Origin of the sequence: Paenibacillus violae, from assembly GCF_032461945.1 — a bacterium.
In the GTDB taxonomy this organism is placed as follows: domain Bacteria; phylum Bacillota; class Bacilli; order Paenibacillales; family NBRC-103111; genus Paenibacillus_E; species Paenibacillus_E violae.
In genome coordinates, this window is record NZ_JAWCUD010000002.1 from 502,648 (window position 1) to 520,336 (window position 17,689).

General features: G+C 43.4%; 17 protein-coding genes. All 17 read right to left on the minus strand.

What is annotated here, in order from left to right; genetic code table 11:
- Positions 1 to 99: 99 nt before the first annotated feature.
- Positions 100 to 567 (minus strand): RicAFT regulatory complex protein RicA family protein, encoded by a 468-nt coding sequence (locus RQP52_RS09230; protein WP_315951000.1) that lies wholly within the window; start codon positions 565 to 567, stop codon positions 100 to 102.
- A gap of 29 nt (positions 568 to 596) precedes the next feature.
- Positions 597 to 2,066: a tRNA (N6-isopentenyl adenosine(37)-C2)-methylthiotransferase MiaB gene (gene miaB, locus RQP52_RS09235; protein WP_379171911.1), complete on the minus strand. Its 1,470-nt coding sequence runs from the start codon at positions 2,064 to 2,066 to the stop codon at positions 597 to 599.
- Between the two features lie 147 nt (positions 2,067 to 2,213).
- The gene (gene pduL / locus RQP52_RS09240; RefSeq protein ID WP_315951004.1) at positions 2,214 to 2,783 is read right to left on the minus strand and encodes a phosphate propanoyltransferase; all 570 of its coding nucleotides are present in this window, start codon (positions 2,781 to 2,783) and stop codon (positions 2,214 to 2,216) included.
- A 94-nt stretch (positions 2,784 to 2,877) separates the two neighbouring features.
- Entirely contained in the window at positions 2,878 to 3,744 is an 867-nt protein-coding gene (locus RQP52_RS09245; protein ID WP_315951005.1) for a 2-oxoacid:ferredoxin oxidoreductase subunit beta, read from the minus strand.
- Positions 3,732 to 5,480, minus strand: coding sequence for a 2-oxoacid:acceptor oxidoreductase subunit alpha (locus RQP52_RS09250; protein ID WP_127450938.1), 1,749 nt, complete (start codon positions 5,478 to 5,480; stop codon positions 3,732 to 3,734). Before RQP52_RS09250 ends, RQP52_RS09245 begins: the two co-directional genes overlap by 13 nt.
- A gap of 206 nt (positions 5,481 to 5,686) precedes the next feature.
- Positions 5,687 to 6,628 carry a dipeptidase gene (locus tag RQP52_RS09255; RefSeq protein ID WP_315951007.1) on the minus strand — a complete coding sequence of 314 codons (942 nt, stop codon included), beginning with the start codon at positions 6,626 to 6,628 and terminating at the stop codon, positions 5,687 to 5,689.
- Between the two features lie 125 nt (positions 6,629 to 6,753).
- Entirely contained in the window at positions 6,754 to 7,014 is a 261-nt protein-coding gene (locus RQP52_RS09260; RefSeq protein ID WP_028558349.1) for a stage V sporulation protein S, read from the minus strand.
- 113 nt (positions 7,015 to 7,127) lie between these two features.
- Positions 7,128 to 7,922, minus strand: coding sequence for a TIGR00282 family metallophosphoesterase (locus RQP52_RS09265; protein ID WP_315951012.1), 795 nt, complete (start codon positions 7,920 to 7,922; stop codon positions 7,128 to 7,130).
- Between the two features lie 119 nt (positions 7,923 to 8,041).
- Entirely contained in the window at positions 8,042 to 9,583 is a 1,542-nt protein-coding gene (gene rny / locus RQP52_RS09270) for a ribonuclease Y (protein ID WP_315951497.1), read from the minus strand.
- Positions 9,584 to 9,970: 387 nt separating this feature from the next.
- Positions 9,971 to 10,660 (minus strand): regulatory protein RecX, encoded by a 690-nt coding sequence (locus tag RQP52_RS09275; RefSeq protein ID WP_315951014.1) that lies wholly within the window; start codon positions 10,658 to 10,660, stop codon positions 9,971 to 9,973.
- 78 nt (positions 10,661 to 10,738) lie between these two features.
- On the minus strand, positions 10,739 to 11,782 hold the full coding sequence (gene recA / locus RQP52_RS09280) for a recombinase RecA (RefSeq protein ID WP_315951015.1): 1,044 nt from the start codon (positions 11,780 to 11,782) through the stop codon (positions 10,739 to 10,741).
- A gap of 171 nt (positions 11,783 to 11,953) precedes the next feature.
- Positions 11,954 to 13,204, minus strand: coding sequence for a competence/damage-inducible protein A (locus RQP52_RS09285; RefSeq protein WP_315951017.1), 1,251 nt, complete (start codon positions 13,202 to 13,204; stop codon positions 11,954 to 11,956).
- Positions 13,205 to 13,245: 41 nt separating this feature from the next.
- Positions 13,246 to 13,833: a CDP-diacylglycerol--glycerol-3-phosphate 3-phosphatidyltransferase gene (pgsA, locus tag RQP52_RS09290; protein ID WP_127450952.1), complete on the minus strand. Its 588-nt coding sequence runs from the start codon at positions 13,831 to 13,833 to the stop codon at positions 13,246 to 13,248.
- Entirely contained in the window at positions 13,830 to 15,158 is a 1,329-nt protein-coding gene (gene rimO, locus RQP52_RS09295) for a 30S ribosomal protein S12 methylthiotransferase RimO (protein WP_315951018.1), read from the minus strand. Before rimO ends, pgsA begins: the two co-directional genes overlap by 4 nt.
- A gap of 127 nt (positions 15,159 to 15,285) precedes the next feature.
- Positions 15,286 to 15,777 carry a YajQ family cyclic di-GMP-binding protein gene (locus tag RQP52_RS09300; protein ID WP_315951021.1) on the minus strand — a complete coding sequence of 164 codons (492 nt, stop codon included), beginning with the start codon at positions 15,775 to 15,777 and terminating at the stop codon, positions 15,286 to 15,288.
- 146 nt (positions 15,778 to 15,923) lie between these two features.
- Positions 15,924 to 16,802: a helix-turn-helix domain-containing protein gene (locus tag RQP52_RS09305; protein WP_315951022.1), complete on the minus strand. Its 879-nt coding sequence runs from the start codon at positions 16,800 to 16,802 to the stop codon at positions 15,924 to 15,926.
- A 49-nt stretch (positions 16,803 to 16,851) separates the two neighbouring features.
- Complete coding sequence (locus RQP52_RS09310) at positions 16,852 to 17,595, minus strand: DUF3388 domain-containing protein (protein ID WP_379171917.1); 744 nt, start codon at positions 17,593 to 17,595, stop codon at positions 16,852 to 16,854.
- Positions 17,596 to 17,689: the final 94 nt, after the last annotated feature.

Here is a 17,689-nt window from a genome sequence, read left to right on the forward strand (position 1 = left end):
GTTTCCTATTGGTCCCTTTGGAAAAAATCGCCACTCACATCAAGCTAAGGCCTGAATAGAGGGCGATTCTCGCTAACCCACGGGAAGTCATCTTTCATCTTAGTCACAAGATGTCGGTGCTTCTGAAGTTCCTGCTTCTACATTGATTTTATCGGAAATCGTATCGCGAATGACCGACATCACCAGTTGTAGTAAATAATTGATATCATCTTGTGTTTGTTTAAACTCACTTACAATGGGAATTCCATCTAATTCATCTTGCAGAACTTCGATTTCATTCTCGATCTTTTGAACCATTTTCTCGTTCTTAAATGTCTGGAACGCCACAATTTCTTTTTGCTTCTTTTTAATGGAGCTAATTAAAACTTGAATGTCCGGGTTTGTAGCAATTTGCTTCTCTGCTTTTTGATAAAACTGCACTTCATTCGAAGTCGTCAACAAATTGGCCAGTTCTTTGGCTTTGTCTAAAATATCTTCGCGAACGATCATTTCCGTATTCGTAAATTCCTCAACTTTAAAAGCATGAGGCTGGTTATCATGTTGATGATCACATTGGGACACTCTCATTCACACTCCTATCAATAATAACAATCGGATTAAATGGATACTTTCAAGGGTTCCTGAACAATTTCGCCCTTCAAAATCCATGTTTGCGCATGCGTCACTTTGACGTCAATCATTTGACCGATTAGCTCTTTGGAGCCGGTAAAATGAATCAGCTTATTCGTTCGTGTGCGCCCGGCAAGTACATCGGCGTTATTTTTACTTTCGCCTTCAACAAGTACTTCAACCGTTTGGCCTAGCAACTTCTCGTTACTCGCTTTACTGTGAGCGTTCACAAGCTCATTCAAGCGGTACAAACGCTGTTTCTTCACTTCCATCGGAACATTATCTTCCATTCCAGCAGCAGGTGTACCTTCGCGCGGCGAATAAATGAATGTAAACGCGAAATCGAATCCTACTTCCTCGTATAAAGACATCGTTTCATCGAATTGCTCGTCTGTCTCACCTGGGAAACCAACGATAATATCCGTAGTTAGCACGACATCCGGCATCGTGGCTTTAATTTTGCGGGCAAGTTCCAAATAATGCTCTCTGGAATATTTCCTGCTCATCCGTTTCAGGACTTCGGTATTCCCCGCTTGTACGGGCAGATGAATATGCTCAACCAGATTACCCCGTTTGCCTAAAACTTCAATCAGGTCGTCATCAAAATCCCTTGGATGTGAGGTTGTGAAACGAATCCTCGGAACATCAATTTTACGGATATCATCCATCAAATTAGCGAAAGAATAAGTAATATCTTCAAAGTCTTTGCCGTAAGCATTGACGTTTTGTCCAAGTAGCGTAATTTCTTGAAACCCTTGTCGTGCAAGATCTCTTACTTCAGCAAGCACATCCTGCGGTCTGCGGCTTCTCTCTTTGCCGCGCGTATACGGAACAATGCAGTATGTACAGAATTTATCGCATCCGAACATGATGTTCACCCAAGCGCGGATACCTTCCCGCTTCTTCGGTAAATTTTCAACAATGTCGCCTTCTTTGGACCATACTTCAACAACCATTTCTTTGTTATAAAAAGCGTCCTTCAACAAACTAGGCAAACGATGAATATTGTGTGTTCCAAAAATCAAATCAACAAAAGCATGCTTTTGCATAATCCGATTGACGACAGCTTCTTCCTGTGACATGCAGCCACAAACCCCAAGAACAAGTCCTGGCTTCTGTGCTTTGAGCGCCTTCAAGTGTCCAAGCTCACCGAACACTTTATCCTCCGCATTTTCACGGATCGCACAAGTATTCAACAGAATCACGTCTGCCTGGTACTTGTCTTCCGTCGTCTGATAACCCATTTGTTCAAGCAAGCCCCTCATAACTTCTGTATCATGCTCATTCATCTGACATCCGTAAGTGCGAATCAAATAATATTTATCTTTGCCGAACCCCTGCATGTCCTCAGGGATATGGAAATCATAGTGAACGGCGATTTCTTCTTTTCCGCGCTTCTTAGCATCTGACAGTGAAGGAGGCTGAAAATATTGAGAATAATCCTTATCGGATTTCACTTGGTTAGCCACTTCCGTTCCTCCTACGTGTTTGCGTTGGTAAAACTTACGTAATTCACGAATAATTACGCAACTTTTATTATAACATCACATGCCTATTTAGTACAAAAAGAAATTGGCATAACCGTGAAAATAGCTCTTTTTGAACTAGTCAAGAATCTCAGCTATATCCCCTGTTTTGACCCCTGCTGCGTTCCCCTCATCTGTGTCAATATGCATGTCCAAAGCAAATTGTTCGGAAACACGAGCAATCACATTTTCAAAAATCAACGGTCTTTCGCCATTTACTTTGACACGGAGCAATTGTTTGTCTTGGATGCCCCATTGATCTGCATCTGACGTGTGAAAATGAATGTGTCTAGCTGCTACAATCACACCTTGATCAAGTTCTACTTCCCCTACTGGACCTATCACCCTCAAACCTGGTGTTTGATCGATATGGCCTGATTCGCGTACAGGCGGGTTAACTCCTAAAGAAAATGCATCCGTGCGCGAAATTTCAATTTGGGTAAAAGGGCGTGCAGGACCCAGAATTCTCACTTTATCCATCCTGGATTTCGGTCCGACGATGGACACTGTTTCTTGGGCTGCGAATTGTCCTGGCTGTGAAAGATCTTTAAATACTTGAAGCTCATACCCTTCTCCAAATAAAATCGCAATATGCGCCTCTGTCAGATGAATATGTCTTGCCGAAACTCCAACGGGAACTGTTTTCATTAGGGTATCATCCTTTGATTAGTATAGTTGTCAGTATTGCCGCTCAGCAAAAAGGGCATACGGATTATCTCCATATGCCCTCAAGGTCAAACCATTATTTGAATTCAGTGAGCATTTTGTTGAAGTCTGCTTCTGAAATTTGAAGATCTTGTTTCGAAAGTCCTTCTTTAGCGAAGCTAGGGATGGAATCTTCATAGCTCTTTTTATCTTTGTTTTGGTAAATGATACCTGTCAACATGGAGTTTGTTTCCATGATTTTGGTCATTGCCATAACGCGGTTTGTGTAATCGTAATCCGGAATTTCATCCAAATCAACAATGTTTTCTTTGAACCAATCATACGTGTTTACTTTGTTGAAAGTAACGCATGGGCTGAATACGTTGATCAAGGAGAATCCCTTGTGATTCAAGCCAGCTTCGATAACAGCTGTTAACTGTTTCAAGTTACTGGAGAAAGATTGTGCTACGAAAGTTGCACCGGCAGCCATCGCTACTTCTAACGGAGAAATAGCGGACTCGATTGTACCTTGCGGTGTACTTTTCGTTTTGAAGCCTTCCGCACTACGTGGAGATGCTTGACCTTTTGTCAAACCGTAGATTTGGTTATCCATTACGATATAAGTAACGTCGATGTTACGACGAATCGCATGAACCGTGTGACCCATACCGATTGCGAAGCCATCTCCGTCACCGCCGGAAGCGATAACTGTAAGGTCGCGGTTAGCCATTTTTACACCTTGTGCGATTGGCAAAGATCTACCATGAATACCGTGGAAACCATAGGCATTGATGTAACCGGAGATACGTCCGGAACATCCGATACCGGATACGATTGCTAAACCTTCAGGCTCCAAACCAACATTAGCCGCTGCACGTTGAATTGCTGCTTGTACGGAGAAGTCTCCGCATCCTGGACACCAGTTTGGCTTTACATTGTTACGAAAATCTTTTAATGTTGCCATGCTAAAGTCAACTCCTTACATTTTTGTTCGATTTCTGCTGGAAGGAACGGATTACCGTTGTACTTCAGAACGTTTTTAATTTTATCTGCATGACCAACATGCAGTTTAATTTGATCAGCCAATTGACCTGTTGCATTGTTTTCAACAACGATAACTGTTTTTGCTTTCTCAACAAGTGGTCTCAGCTGTTCAGCTGGGAACGGATGAATCAAGCGTACAGTCGCGTGGTTTGTTTTGATGCCTTCTTGTTCAACGCGGCGTCTTGCTTCATCAATTGTTCCACCAGTGGATCCCATACCGATGATCAAAAGATCTGGGTTCTCATGAGGAGCATCTGCTTTGATCGCATCTGTTACTTGAATGTGTTTCAACTTCTCAAGACGTTTATCCATCATTTTTTGACGATTCTCTGTGCTCTCCGAAGGACGACCCGTTTGGTCATGCTCTACCCCAGTTACGTGGTGAAGACCATGTTTAACGCCTGGGATTACACGAGGGGAAACGCCATTCTCTGTGAATTCATAACGTTTGAACAATTGATTTGCTTCTAGCTCAGGAGCTTCTGTTACCAGAGCACCGCGATCGATGACGATACGGTTGTAGTCCAGCATTTCAGCGGATTGTTTACCCAAGGAAAGCTGAAGATCCGTCATCAGAATAACTGGGCATTGGTATTTCTCAGCCAAGTTGAAAGCTTCAATTGTATCATAGAAGCACTCTTCAATTGTGCTTGGGGACAGAACGATTTTCGGGATTTCACCGTGTGTTCCGTAGACCATTGCGTTCAAGTCAGATTGTTCTTGTTTCGTTGGAAGACCTGTACTTGGACCGCCGCGTTGTGTATCAACGATAACAACTGGCGTTTCTGTCATACCAGCCAAGCCAATAGCTTCCATCATCAAGGACAGACCAGGACCAGCGGAAGCTGTCAGTGCACGTGCACCCGCGTAGTTAGCACCGATTGCCATTGTGCAAGCTGCGATCTCATCTTCTGTTTGGATAACTGTACCGCCGAATTTAGGAAGTGCTTTAATCAAGTATTCCATAACCTCGGAAGCAGGCGTAATCGGATATGCAGGCATGAAACGGCAGCCAGCAGCTACAGCTCCCAGAGCGATTGCATCGTTACCGATCATGAACAATTTTTGCTTGCCGTCAGCCGGCTCTAATTGGAAGTCAGCGATTGGGCCGCCAGCCAATTCAAGTACGGATTCAGCACCTTTGCGAACAGCTTCAACGTTTTTCTCAACGACAGCTGCGCCTTTACGACCGAACTCTTCTTCAACAGCTTTATTAAACACATCAAGCGGCAAACCGAGCAATGCCCAAGAAGCTCCCGATGCGGCCATGTTCTTAAATAGGGATGTTCCTAGTTCTTCTGCAATTGCTGTAATTGGAACTGGAAACAGACGTGCTTTAATTCCTTCAGGTAAAACAGGGTTAAATTTGGCATCTGCAACGATGACCCCATTGTCACGAAGCTCGTGAGCGTTGAAATCGATACTTTCCTGGTCAAATGCAACCAGAATGTCCAAATCATCTGAAATTGCGCGAATCGGCTTGGTGCTGATGCGAATCTTGTTATTTGTATGTCCCCCCTTAATCCGTGAAGAGAAATGACGGTACCCATACAAATAGTAACCGAGACGGTTCAATGCAGTAGAGAAGATACGGTCAGTACTTTCGACCCCTTCACCCTGTTGACCTCCGATTTTCCAAGATAACTGACTAATCACCGTACGTCCACTCCTTTTGATTGTAGCTGCTCGAAGACATTAAAAGCTAAATTGTTTAGTAAGATAAGATAATGCAATAAAAAAAACCTTTCACTTGTCAACCAAATTCTATGCCTTTATGAAGCAAAATGCAAGGGGTACCAACGATTCTAAAAGATAGAGTTTTTAGATCGAATCCATATCAATTTTAGATCGATTTTCAATTTTCATTTCGGAAGGTTCGTCAGCATGAAATTCCGCCAATTTCCAAACAAAAAAGCCTCTACTTGTGTTTCGTTATAGTTTTTACAAAGCGCCTCGATTAGATTCTCGTATTGCCCTGCATGTCTTAACCCTTTGATCCATTGTTCAATGCCGTCAAAATCCGATCCAAACCCAATTTGTCTCTCTCCCCCCAACGAGCAGACGTGATCAATATGTTTAAGTAAACCTGGAATAGAAACTGCCAGATTCACGCTATCAACGAAGTAAGGAACAAATGTAAGGCCGATTTGACCCTGACATTGGATGATAGCTTTGATTTGATCGTCTGATAAATTTCTTGGATGGGGACATATTTTCTGAGCATTGGAGTGTGAAGCAATAAAAGGTTTGTTATAACCTTCGACCAATTCCCAAAATGCCGCCGTCGATAAGTGTGACACATCTGCTATTATACCCATAGTTTCTAATTCTCTTAACATGAGTTTACCTTTTCTTGTGAATCCGCCTTTTCTAGGCTCCATTACGCCGTCTGCGGCCCAATTCGCATAGTTCCAAGTTAGTCCTATGCTTCGTACACCGAGGTGGTACAGGATTCTTAGATGGGTCAAATTGCCTGCCAATGCATCCACGCCTTCAAGTGTCAGAATTGCGCCAATTTGATCTCCCGCTTCTACTTCATGCCAGTCCTGCACATTCTGAATAAATCTAATACCCGAATGACTCACAATTTTCCGATGAAAAATATCAACCATCTGTAAGATATGATCAAATGTCGGCTGTTGGATAGAGTCGGATAAATAAATGGCAAAACACTGCACCTTAACGCCCGCATGCTTTAGTCTCGGATAACTGACATCCAGTTCCTGATCTTCCTTCTCAAAATCGAGCTTTGGGTTCACATACAACTTCGTTAACGCATCGCAATGACCATCCATGATCTTCATCCATCCAGCCTCCTTATTTATCGCTAAACAAGACAAAAACCTCTTGTCAGAGGTTTTGGCGTAGAATAAAAAACCTGTCTACAAGGTAAACAGGCTGCAGGCATTCCTATGTATGGTGAAGTTCATTACCTCGGCTCAACAATTAATTTAATGGCCGTCCGATCTTCCCCGTCAATCACGATATCTGTGAAGGCTGGTACACAAATTAAGTCAACTCCGCTAGGCGCCACAAATCCTCTTGCGATCGCTACTGCTTTGATGGCTTGGTTCAAGGCGCCTGCACCGATCGCTTGGAGCTCAGCTGCCCCGCGCTCACGCAACACACCTGCCAAAGCACCTGCAACGGAGTTTGGATTGGATTTTGCTGAAACTTTTAATACATCCATGAATAGTACCTCCTCGGGAATGATGGATAGTTCCATTAATCATCATATTCCCGAGACAGCACAAACATGACTTTCTATTACGTTCTAATTCTCAAAATTTTCTGAAATAACTATTAATCCATGAAAACTTGGTCTTCATCGTACCGAATAAGCTGGATGGCTTTCGCTTGACCTGTTTGATCATTCAACTCGATAACGACAGCGTGGAAGTGCCATTTCCCTTCATCGGTTACAAATCTCACAGGAAGCTGTGTTTTGAATTTCTGAAGCACAGCATTTCGCTCCACCCCAAGGATGCCATCACGTGGACCAACCATTCCCACATCTGTCACATAAGCCGTGCCTTGCGGCAAGACGCGGTTATCATTGGTTTGCACGTGGGTATGTGTGCCGACAACCGCCGATACCCTCCCGTCCAAATGCCACCCCATTGCAATTTTCTCAGACGTTGCTTCAGCATGGAAATCGACAAAAATAAATTTATGTTTTTTCTTATCCGCTTCAAGGATCTCATCTACTTTGCGGAATGGACAATCAATTGGCGGCAAGAATGTGCGCCCTTGTAAATTGATGATCAGCAGCTCCTGATCTTTCACTTTAATGACAGTATGTCCCCTGCCTGGCGTACCTGGCGGAAAATTGGCTGGACGAACCATTTTCTCATCCCGATCAATAAAATCGAAAATTTCTTTTTGATCCCATGTATGATTGCCCATTGTAAGCGCCTGAATGCCCATCTCATAGATTTCTTTCGCGATGGCTGATGTTATCCCTTTCCCTGCAGCAGCGTTCTCTCCATTGGCGATGAACACGGCGTGAGGATGATCTCGCTTTAAACGAGGCATGACATTTTTTAGTGCTTTGCGTCCAACAGATCCAACAATATCTCCAATAAATACAATTTTCATAACAATTTTGTAGCTCCTTTATTCACATAGATGCATGGAGGGTAGTGATACTATGAAATCGGCCCGCCTATAAAATAAGGAAAAGTGGCTGTATCAGCCACTTTTCGCATTGGTTACTCTTATTTAGCGTATTCAACAGCTCGTGTTTCACGAATGACCGTAACCTTAATATGTCCTGGATAATCGAGTTCACCCTCGATTTTTTTGGTAATATCGCGGGCCAGACGGAACGCTTCGGTATCATCCACTTTCTCAGGTTGAACCATAACACGTACTTCACGGCCTGCTTGAATGGCGTATGATTTCTCAACACCTTCAAAAGATTCCGAAATTTCTTCGAGCTTTTCTAAACGCTTAATATATGTTTCGAGCGTTTCCCTGCGTGCTCCAGGTCTCGCCGCGGATAAGGCATCTGCTGCTCCGACTAACATCGCAATAACGGAAGTTGCTTCTACATCGCCATGATGGGAAGCAATACTGTTAATGACGACTGGATGTTCCTTGTATTTCTTACCAATCTCAACACCGATTTCGACATGAGATCCTTCAACCTCGTGGTCAAGCGCCTTACCGATGTCATGAAGCAGCCCGGCACGTTTCGCCAAAGTTACGTCTACCCCGAGCTCCCCGGCCATCAGACCAGCCAGATAAGCTACTTCCATGGAATGCTTCAATACGTTTTGACCATAACTTGTTCTAAATTTCAGTCGACCCAAAATTTTAATCAAGTCAGGATGCAATCCGTGAACTCCAACTTCAAACGTGGCTTGCTCCCCATATTCGCGGATGCGTTCATCCACTTCTTTACGGGATTTCTCAACCATCTCTTCAATACGTGCTGGATGAATACGTCCATCGGCAACAAGTTTCTCTAGGGATGTACGAGCAATTTCGCGACGAATTGGATCAAATCCAGATAAAATAACTGCTTCTGGCGTGTCATCAATAATAAGGTCAATACCCGTTAATGTTTCCAATGCACGGATATTACGTCCCTCACGACCGATAATACGGCCCTTCATTTCTTCATTTGGTAGTGAAACAACTGAAACGGTCGTTTCAGCAACATGATCTGCGGCACAACGTTGAATGGCGAGCGTGATGATTTCACGGGCTTTCTTATCGCCGTCTTCTTTGGCCTGTTGTTCGATTTCTTTAATAAGCTGTGCGGTCTCGTGTCGTACTTCCTGCTCCACATTGGTAAGAATGATGCTTTTCGCTTCTTCCATTGTAAGTCCTGAGATACGCTCTAACTCCGAAACCTGGCTTTTATAAAGCTGATCAATTTGATTTTGGGTATCCTCGATCCGCTTCTCTTTGTTGGAAACTTGCTCTTCTTTACGCTCGAGAGATTCTAATTTTTTATCCAGCGATTCCTCTTTTTGCAACAATCGTCTTTCTTGTCGTTGAATTTCATTCCGACGCTCACGAATGTCTTTTTCAGCTTCGGACCTAAGCTTATGCACTTCGTCCTTTGCTTCCAGAACCGTTTCTTTTTTCAGTGCTTCTGCTTCTTTCTTAGCAGCTTCTCTAATCTGCTCAGCGGCTGTTTCAGCACTGGAAATTTTCGCTTCTGCAAGAGATTTACGGATAAAATAACCAATCCCTAAGCATGCAGCTCCAACAATGAGAATGATCGCGATCCAGATGAAAGTCATCATCTTGTTCACCTCCTCGTTGGTTTCTCCAAGGTGTTAGCCTGGGATTCCGTTCGGTTTTTTAATCCGATTTTTAATTGTTTGACTAGTCATACATACCCTAAAGTAAAAAGAGTATGGCTTTTAAATGAATGCGCACTGTGCGTAAGAGGCACTATAGTGCTAATAATCCATAATCAACAGTGTAAAAATTGGCGGTTTTTACATCTGTCCTCTCAAAATCAATGAAATAAGTATGATTTTGAATACATTATGAAAATATACACTGTTATTTTATCTTTTGTCGAAGAAGCTTGTCAAGCGATAGTCCATGAGAAGATCATCATGCCCAACTACGTACCCTTTTATTCATTCATGTTGTTAAGTAATTTCAGTTAATATTTAACAACATTAATCATCGAAGGAATCATCATGGATTTCAAAATCATCTTCACTCGGCTCGCTGCTCAATTGCCCAAGCACCTTCGTCACTACGGCCCCCGTGTACCCTCTGCGCATTAGAAAAGCTGCCGTCTTTCTCTTCTTGTCAAAAAGCTCACCTGAAGTTTGCTTCCATTTCGTTTGAGCAAGTTTCATGGCTCCAGCTATTTCATCTTCCTGATTGATGTTCTCCATTGCATGTTTAACCAATTCTTTATCGATACCTTTTTGCTGCAGCTCTTGACGAACGAGGTTGCGGCCTTTCTTTTGAGAAATAATCCGGCTGTCCGTCCACATTTTAGCAAATTCTTCATCATTCAGATAATTTTGCGAAGCTAACTTCTCAATCACCCATTCGATAATGGGTGGTTCATAACCAGATTCTTTGAGCTTGCGTTTCAACTCGCTCGATGAATGCGGTCGCCGGCCAATCGCTCGCAAAGCCTTCATATACGCATTATTCTGCTCTTCATCTTGAATGATTCTCTCCATATCTTGGAGATCTACACTCTCTCCTTTTACTAACCGATGCTTAATCAGAATGTCTTCGTGAACGGAAAACGCGTACTCTTCATTCAAAAATATATTATAGCGGTGCTTCCCCCGCTTCTGTTTCTCTACTAGTGTGATGATAGACATCTGCTGTTCTTCCTGCTCCAAGCTTTCTAGCCCCTTTCATGCACGAAAGCACCCTAACCTAAGGTTTAAGGTGCTTTCACGGTATCATATCATCGAATCTTACTCGAAAGCCGCTTCTAACTCATCGTCTTCCTCGTCTACATTTGGCCCGACAGCAACAATCAAATTGCTGTTTTCACGGATTTTTTGTTCGATTGTTTCGGCAATTGCTTTGTTATCTTTCAAGAATTGCTTTGCATTTTCACGACCTTGGCCTAAACGCTCACCCTCATAGGAATACCAAGCTCCGCTTTTATTCACGATATCCATCTCAGTTGCGATATCAATGATACTGCCTTCACGTGAGATTCCTTCACCGTACATAATATCTACTTCCGCTTGTTTGAACGGAGGAGCTACTTTATTCTTAACGACCTTAATTCTCGTGCGGTTACCGACCATATCGTTACCTTGCTTGATCGTTTCTATGCGACGAACATCCAGTCGAACGGAGGAATAAAACTTCAGTGCACGGCCACCAGGCGTTGTCTCCGGGTTTCCAAACATAACGCCGACCTTCTCACGCAACTGGTTAATGAAAATCGCAATAACCTTGGATTTGTTAATTGCACCAGATAGCTTACGAAGTGCTTGAGACATCAGACGTGCTTGCAGACCCACGTGAGAGTCTCCCATTTCGCCTTCGATCTCTGCTTTAGGTACTAGTGCCGCTACAGAGTCAATAACGATAATATCAACCGCGCCGCTTCTTACAAGCGCTTCTGCGATCTCTAGTGCTTGCTCACCAGTGTCAGGTTGAGAGAGCAACAGCTCATCTATGTTAATGCCTAGCTTACTTGCATAAGAAGGATCCAAAGCGTGCTCTGCATCGATAAATGCAGCTTGTCCGCCAACCTTTTGGACTTCAGCGATCGCATGTAAAGCTACTGTTGTTTTACCTGAGGACTCAGGTCCGTATACTTCAATAATTCTTCCGCGTGGGAATCCACCTATTCCTAGAGCAATATCAAGGGCTAACGCTCCGCTTGAAATCGTTTCAACTTGCATATGCGTTGACTCTCCAAGCTTCATGATGGAGCCTTTACCGAATTGTTTCTCAATTTGTCGTAATGCATTATCAAGTGCTGCGCGACGGTCTGTCAAAACACTCACTTCCTTCTATCATTATAGGTATATGATAACTTGTTTCGGGGTGTTTGCCAAGTACTTTTTCGAACATACATTCGACTTTTTCGCGAACAAACAAAAAACCGCAACAAAGTTATCGCTTTGTTACGGTTCTTCCGTTAACACTTATTTGATTATATGCGAACTCTAGCTTTCTTTCAACTGTTTCCAAAGGTGGTAGAGCGCGCTCTTCGCGGATCTGTGTTTAATCGATTCCCGATTGCCGGAAAGCTGCAGCGTAATGACTTGTGTCTCCGCGTTCTTTTGCGCAAATCCTATATACACAAGCCCGACAGGCTTGCCTTCAGACGAACCAGGACCGGCTACACCGGTTACGGAAATGCCAAAGTCACTCCCCGTTGTCGTGAGCAAGTTCTCTGCTAAGATAACCGCTGTTTCGCTGCTAACGGCACCTGGCGCGCCTTCACCTTCCAGCACATCCATAGGAACACCGAGAAGTTTATGTTTTAGCGCATTGGAATAACAGATAATCCCCCCCAGGAAAGAGCTCGAACTCCCGGGTATTGAAGTTATTAAATCACTGAGCAAACCGCCTGTGCAGCTCTCAGCAACTGCAAGCGACAACTTGCGTTCATCCAGCATTTTCAAAACTATCGTTTCAATCGGTACGTCTTGATCCGCGTAAATATGCTGGCCTAAACGGCTTCTAATCTCTTGTTCAGTCGCAAACAGTTTACGCTCGCCCTCTTCCGCCGTTTGCGCGCGGGTCGTCAGACGAATCGTCACTTCGCCTTCTTTGGCATATGGAGCAATGGTTGGGTCCGATTGTGCCTGAATCAAATCAATTAATTGATGCTCTAAATTAGATTCACCGATGCCGGCAAATTTAAGCATTTTGGAATAAAGCGGAACTTCATCATGCATAACCGCATGCAGCCAAGGAACCGCATAATTGGTAAACATGGGCTTCATTTCTTTGGGCGGGCCAGGCAGAAGAATGAAATGAGTTCCTTCAAACGTGAAGGCAACACCTACCGCTAGTCCTGTTTCGTTATGTAATGGATCACTGCCCTCAAGCATTAACGCTTGACGCCTGTTGCTTTCAACCATATGTATGCCGCGTGATTGAAACATCTGGGTGATTGCGTTCATGGACGGCTCATGAATGATTAACTGACGACCTACGTAAGCCGCTAGGACATCTTTTGTTAGGTCATCCTGTGTAGGTCCCAAACCACCTGTGCAGATGACCACGTCGGCTCTGGAAGCGGCTAACGTGAGGCTTTCCAGCAATCTCTGCTCATTATCACCCACTACGGTTTGGAAATATATATCCACACCAATTGCGGCGCACTCCCTAGAAAGAAATTGAGCGTTCGTATTCGCAATTTGTCCAAGCAAGAGCTCTGTTCCAACAGCAACGATTTCTGCTTTCATCCCAGCATCCTCCTAGAATAGAAAAAAACCAATAGGATGACCTATTGTGTCTTTTCTGAAAAGTCTATGACATGTTTATTTTTCACAAAATACTCGATACCTGAGTAGACCGTAATGATGGCCGCTGCCCAACTTGCTATGACATCAAAAGGAAAATCTACAAACGTAAACGGAAAATTATTGATAAGTAGCGCTATGATGGCTGTAATCTGAGCTGCCGTCTTTGCTTTTCCCCACTTACTAGCCGCCATCACTGTGCCTTCCAGCAGAGCAATTTGGCGAAGACCAGTTACAGCCCATTCTCTACTGATAATAACAATGACGATCCAAGCATCTACTTTACCCATTTCCACTAGTGAAACGAGCACAGCCGTAACAAGCAGCTTATCCGCCAAGGGATCAAGCAGCTTGCCTAAATTGGTTACTAGATTGCGTTTTCTGGCAATATAACCATCTAAACTATCTGTGCTCGCTGCAATAATGAAAATAGTAGCAGCAATAATTTGATTATACGTAATGCTAAATTCCTCAATCCGTATATGAGGGAATTTCACCTTAATCAACAGAAAAAACATGATGATCGGTACTAGTAAAATCCTCGCCACGGTGATGCGGTTGGCCAGGTTCATGCAATTACCTCCCCAGATAAGTCAAACTCATAAGAGTGGGTAATACGAACTTTGGCGAGTTCACCGATCGTTAGTTTACCATTCGATACGAATACCTCCCCATCGATCTCGGGAGCATCAAATTGAGAACGCCCAATATACACATCACTTCTACCATCGTACCGCTCAATCAGTACATCAATTTCTTGACCGATACGGCGTCCGCCGCGGATATTCGAAATTTCTCTTTGGATTTCCATGATCGCATTCGCACGATACTCTTTCACATCATCAGGCACTTGATTCGGCAAACGTGCCGCCGGAGTATCATCTTCTTTGGAATAAGCAAAAACGCCAAGGCGATCGAACTGTACATCTCGAACAAATTGTTTCAAGTTCTCGAAATCTTCTTCCGTTTCTCCCGGGAACCCTACAATAAGTGAAGTCCGAAGCGCAACATCCGGGATCGATTCGCGAATTTTGCGAACCAACTCACGGGTATCCTTTTGACGGCCAGGTCTACGCATACGTTTAAGAATAGAATCTTCGCTGTGTTGAAGCGGCATATCGATGTATTTACATACTTTCGGGTTCGTCGCCATCACTTCGATTAACTCATCGCTAAAGAAACCAGGGTATGCATAGTGCAGACGTACCCACTCGATGCCTTCTACCTCGCTCACTTTATTTAAAAGCGTAGGCAGCATAAAGCTATCATACAAATCTGTACCGTAATTCGTAGAATCCTGTGCAATTAAGCTAATTTCTTTCACGCCTTGTGAAGCCAAGTTTGCTACTTCCGCTACAATGGACTCCATGCTTCTGCTCTTGAAGCTGCCGCGCATGATCGGAATACTGCAGAATGTGCAGGCATTATCGCAACCTTCGGCGATTTTTACATACGCTGTATATCTAGGCGTTGTAACAAGCCTCGGCAGGTCCGCATCATAGTTAAATACCGGATTCCCAACAAGAACCGGTCTTTTCCCGCGCAGAGCCTCATCAACAATATCATTGATTTTGTCAAAATCTCCCGTTCCCACGATTCCGTCAATCTCCGGCATTTCATCGAGCAGCTGCTTTTTGTAACGCTGGGTTAAGCAACCTGACACGATAAGCGCCTTAAGATTCGCTGTTTCTTTGAGTTCTGCCATATCCAAAATTGTATTTACGGATTCTTCTTTCGCTGCATCAATGAACCCGCAAGTGTTCACGATAATGACAGTGGCATCTTCCTTGTTATCTACAAGCTGAAAACCACGCCCATGTATTAATCCAGCCATAATCTCGGAATCGACCATATTCTTCTCGCATCCGAGGGTTACTACTTTAACCTTTTCTGTCATGAAAGAAACAACCTCCAATAGTCCTAAAAACGCTCCCTACAAGTATAATACAAGCCCTATAGGGTGTCAAAATGTAAAAACCCCCTAGCAGCAGGGGGCTTCTCTTTCAATAACATGGTATGTATGCCTATTTTAAGTTTACAAATTGCAGATCAAGAGGAATCTCCGCCTTGCGAAGCAGAGCGATAACAGCCTGCAAATCATCACGGCTCTTGCCTGTTACCCGAATTTGATCTCCTTGTACTTGCGTTTTCACCTTAAGTTTCGAATCACGAATCAGGATGTTGATTTTTTTCGAATTTTCTTGATCGACACCTTGTTTCATACTGATTTTCTGTCTTACAGTCGAGCTGGCAGCTGGTTCTACCTTGCTGTAATCGAGATTTTTGATCGAAATCCCGCGTTTTGTCATTTTCGCATGCAGGATATCTAGAACATTCTGAAGCTTGAATTCGTCATCCGAAGTAACGACTAATTGATCTTTTTCTAATTTAATGCTGCTTTTGCTGCCTTTAAAATCAAAGCGGGTTGCAATCTCTTTTTCAGCCTGTTGAATGGCGTTATTTAACTCCTGCATATCCACCTTGGATACAATATCGAACGAACTTTCTGAACTCATCTTAGACCAAACACCCTTTCCATCAAATTACAATAGCATTATAGCAAGAAGTCTAATAAAAAGAAACATCCCGCAGCCCCACGGCCTAGGATGTCTCTTGAGGAAATGATTTCATTACCCGGGAAAGCGCAGGAACTGCCAAAATGCTAGTTTTTTTGCAAGTTCAGCTGTACACGCTTTGGATTAGGTGTATCACCAACAGGTACCACGGTGCCGTTCACAGTAAGCTCTAGCGCACTTGCTGCTCCTACATTCAGATAGGCGGAACTTGTCAAATCAAAGGCGTCGGTATCGCCTGCTTTGTAAAGTTTTTGTCTTAACATGTCTTTACCGCCACCATCTGTAAGGGCATCAATTCGAATCCAGCAGGAACCGTTTATTTTCATCTGTATGTTTAAATTCGCAGTGCCAGTAATCGTGTAGTTATCTACGCCTTTTTCGTTGCTGCTAAATTTAACTTGTACCGCTGGTGGCGTCGGTGTCGGTGCCGGTGTTGGGGTCGGAAGAGGCTCCACTTTACCTTCACTGGAGGCATTCGTTGAAGTTGTCGGAGTCGTTCCTGCCCCGGGATTCGTGGTATCCGTAATTCGCGGAGACTGCGTTTGAGAAGGCTTTTCCCCTGCCGGTGTTCCCTTATAGTTCTTATATGTATAATAGTACACAATTCCGAAAATGAGCAAAATGAAACAAATAAACATAACGCTTGACGCCCAACGGCTCATTTTCTCTGTATTACGAACGCTCGTTCGATTTTTACGAATTGTTTCTACTACCGGTTTTTCCACGACTGGAGAAGGATTCGTTGTCTCGTACATATTCAACACTTCAGTTGGATCCAACCCTACCGCTTCGGCATAGCTTTTGATAAAAGCTCGTACATAAAAGCTTCCTGGCAGCACTTTATAGTTTCCTTCTTCAATGGCTTCAAGGTAGCGTTTACGAATTTTTGTAACTTCCTGCAAATCATCTAGCGAAATCTTTCTTTCCAATCGTGTCTTGCGTAAAATGTATCCAAGATCAGACATAATGGTCACCTCCCCACGGGAATCTCATTAGTTAATGACGTTACAAACCTTAAAATGGTTCGGACGTATACGTAAATGAATCGTAATTGATTTCCTCATCCGGGCTGTTACGAAGCTCAATAATATAATCAAAGTGATTATAAGTGTATTCCGATTCGCGAATAAATATATCCGGATGCTCGATTACCTTCGTAGAAGGCATAGCCATGATATCCTGTAAAAGACTATGATGCTTCTCATTCGAACGAATCGTGGAAACGATTCCGTCAATAATAAACACATTGTTAGGCGTCATCTCATCTTCGGATAATTGGCTGCGAACCGTCTGACGAAGCAACGTGGAAGAAACGAATGTCCAGCGTTTATTTGCACAAACACTTCCTGCAATAATCGATTCCGTCTTGCCAACCCGAGGCATGCCGCGAAGCCCGATCACATGATTACCTTCACGTTTGAAAACCTCGCCAAGGAAGTCAACCAATAACCCTAACTCATCACGGGTAAACCGGAATGTTTTGCGATCATCCGAATCACGTTCGATATATCGACCATGACGTACAGCCAAAATATCCACGAGCTTGGGTGGACGCAATGCCGTAATAGTAATATTATCTACTTTTTTCAGCATTTTACCCATTAAGTCAATTTTTTCTTCATCGTTAGTTTGAAGAAGCATACCGCGCGTACGATCTTCAACCCCATTAATGGTTACAATATTAATATCCAACATCCCCATTAAGGAAGCGATATCCCCTAATAACCCGGGACGATTTTTGTGAATCTTATACTCCATATACCATTCTTTAACGTCCAATCCTTCCACCTCATCGCTGTATCTGTAACGTCCTTTTGTTAGCTCTTCAAATAAATTCTACAATTTTCGCCAA

Excerpts from the sequence above, each read along its gene's own strand:
- RQP52_RS09230 (WP_315951000.1), bottom strand. The coding sequence starts at position 567 with ATGAGAGTGTCCCAATGTGATCATCAACATGATAACCAGCCTCATGCT.
- pduL (WP_315951004.1), bottom strand. The coding sequence starts at position 2,783 with ATGAAAACAGTTCCCGTTGGAGTTTCGGCAAGACATATTCATCTGACA.
- RQP52_RS09245 (WP_315951005.1), bottom strand. The coding sequence starts at position 3,744 with ATGGCAACATTAAAAGATTTTCGTAACAATGTAAAGCCAAACTGGTGT.
- RQP52_RS09255 (WP_315951007.1), bottom strand. The coding sequence starts at position 6,628 with ATGAAGATCATGGATGGTCATTGCGATGCGTTAACGAAGTTGTATGTG.
- RQP52_RS09260 (WP_028558349.1), bottom strand. The coding sequence starts at position 7,014 with ATGGATGTATTAAAAGTTTCAGCAAAATCCAATCCAAACTCCGTTGCA.
- RQP52_RS09265 (WP_315951012.1), bottom strand. The coding sequence starts at position 7,922 with ATGAAAATTGTATTTATTGGAGATATTGTTGGATCTGTTGGACGCAAA.
- rny (WP_315951497.1), bottom strand. The coding sequence starts at position 9,583 with ATGATGACTTTCATCTGGATCGCGATCATTCTCATTGTTGGAGCTGCA.
- RQP52_RS09285 (WP_315951017.1), bottom strand. The coding sequence starts at position 13,204 with ATGAAAGCAGAAATCGTTGCTGTTGGAACAGAGCTCTTGCTTGGACAA.
- pgsA (WP_127450952.1), bottom strand. The coding sequence starts at position 13,833 with ATGAACCTGGCCAACCGCATCACCGTGGCGAGGATTTTACTAGTACCG.
- rimO (WP_315951018.1), bottom strand. The coding sequence starts at position 15,158 with ATGACAGAAAAGGTTAAAGTAGTAACCCTCGGATGCGAGAAGAATATG.
- RQP52_RS09300 (WP_315951021.1), bottom strand. The coding sequence starts at position 15,777 with ATGAGTTCAGAAAGTTCGTTCGATATTGTATCCAAGGTGGATATGCAG.
- RQP52_RS09305 (WP_315951022.1), bottom strand. The coding sequence starts at position 16,802 with ATGTCTGATCTTGGATACATTTTACGCAAGACACGATTGGAAAGAAAG.
- RQP52_RS09310 (WP_379171917.1), bottom strand. The coding sequence starts at position 17,595 with ATGGAGTATAAGATTCACAAAAATCGTCCCGGGTTATTAGGGGATATC.